Annotated in this window: 1 protein-coding gene and 1 rRNA gene; one reads left to right on the top strand and one right to left on the bottom strand. The window is 64.5% G+C overall.

What is annotated here, in order from left to right; all coding sequences use genetic code 11:
- Positions 1–559: 559 nt before the first annotated feature.
- Positions 560–832 (top strand): hypothetical protein, encoded by a 273-nt coding sequence (locus tag DBZ45_RS22580; RefSeq protein ID WP_146617432.1) that lies wholly within the window; start codon positions 560–562, stop codon positions 830–832.
- Positions 833–911: 79 nt separating this feature from the next.
- Here the strand turns inward: DBZ45_RS22580 and rrf are convergent.
- Positions 912–1,028: ribosomal RNA gene (gene rrf, locus DBZ45_RS03065) — 5S ribosomal RNA — on the bottom strand.

Raw genomic sequence — 1,028 nt, forward strand, 5'->3', positions numbered from 1 at the left:
CACTATTGAGTTCTCAAACAACAGACACACCCGGCACCACCCAAACCAACGTTCAGGATCGCTCCGGAGCAACTTTTCAAACTTACCCGGTTTCACTCCCCGACGCAAACCCATGTTTCAGGATCCTCATCGGCAGGAAAACCAGCCCCACCACACCCAAGCAACCTAAAAGTCACCAGATCATGGTCTTGATTTCGGGGATTTGGCCGCCCGCGGTTACCAGCTCTTCGCTGTCTCCCTCGCGGCGACTTGGAATACATTACACCCACCCCACCCCCAAAGCAACCCGGCCAAGAGAGGCACCGATCCGTCCCGAAACCCTTGAATTGCCGCGGGTTTTGGGCCCGGCAAGGCGGTTACGGAGCCACCCAGGGTCCGGATCAGTTTTATGGACCGCGTCACAGTCGGGCATGCCGGCCGGTGCCGGCAGCTGTTGGCCCGCGCACCGGAAATCCTCCCCCGACCCAACCCGGCTGCGGGCCGCCGCCGGCCAGCACCTTGGCATCACAAACCGCAGCCTCCACAAACCACAGTCTTCACGAACCACAGTCCCGATAACGTGCGGGACGTTGCTGTGGTGAAGTTCCTCACCGAAGCACCTCCGGTCATCGTCCGGGACAGCTCCGGCACGGGGACCCCGCCCCTTCTGGGCAGGACCTGGACGGGAGGGGCGAAGGACCTCCAGGACGGGTTCGCGGTGCCGACGGCGCAGCTGCCGGCACCACGGCCGGTGGCCGGCGCCCAGGCCGGTAGCCGCCGGCCAGGGCACCGGCACGTCCGACGGGCGGCGGCCTTTAAACGGCTCAGGCCCCGACTGGATGTCGGGGCCTGAGCCCGGTGCCGCTGGTGGGTTAAATGCGGGAGAGCCCCAACCAGGGTGTCTGGTTGGGGCTCTCGACCTTTTAATGGTTGTCCGGCGGTGACCTACTCTCCCACACCCTCCCGGGTGCAGTACCATCGGCGCTGTGGGTCTTAGCTTCCGGGTTCGGAATGGGACCGGGCGTTTCCCCCACGCTATGACCGCCGTA

Origin of the sequence: Arthrobacter globiformis, from assembly GCF_003261175.1 — a bacterium.
Classification (GTDB): domain Bacteria; phylum Actinomycetota; class Actinomycetes; order Actinomycetales; family Micrococcaceae; genus Arthrobacter; species Arthrobacter globiformis_A.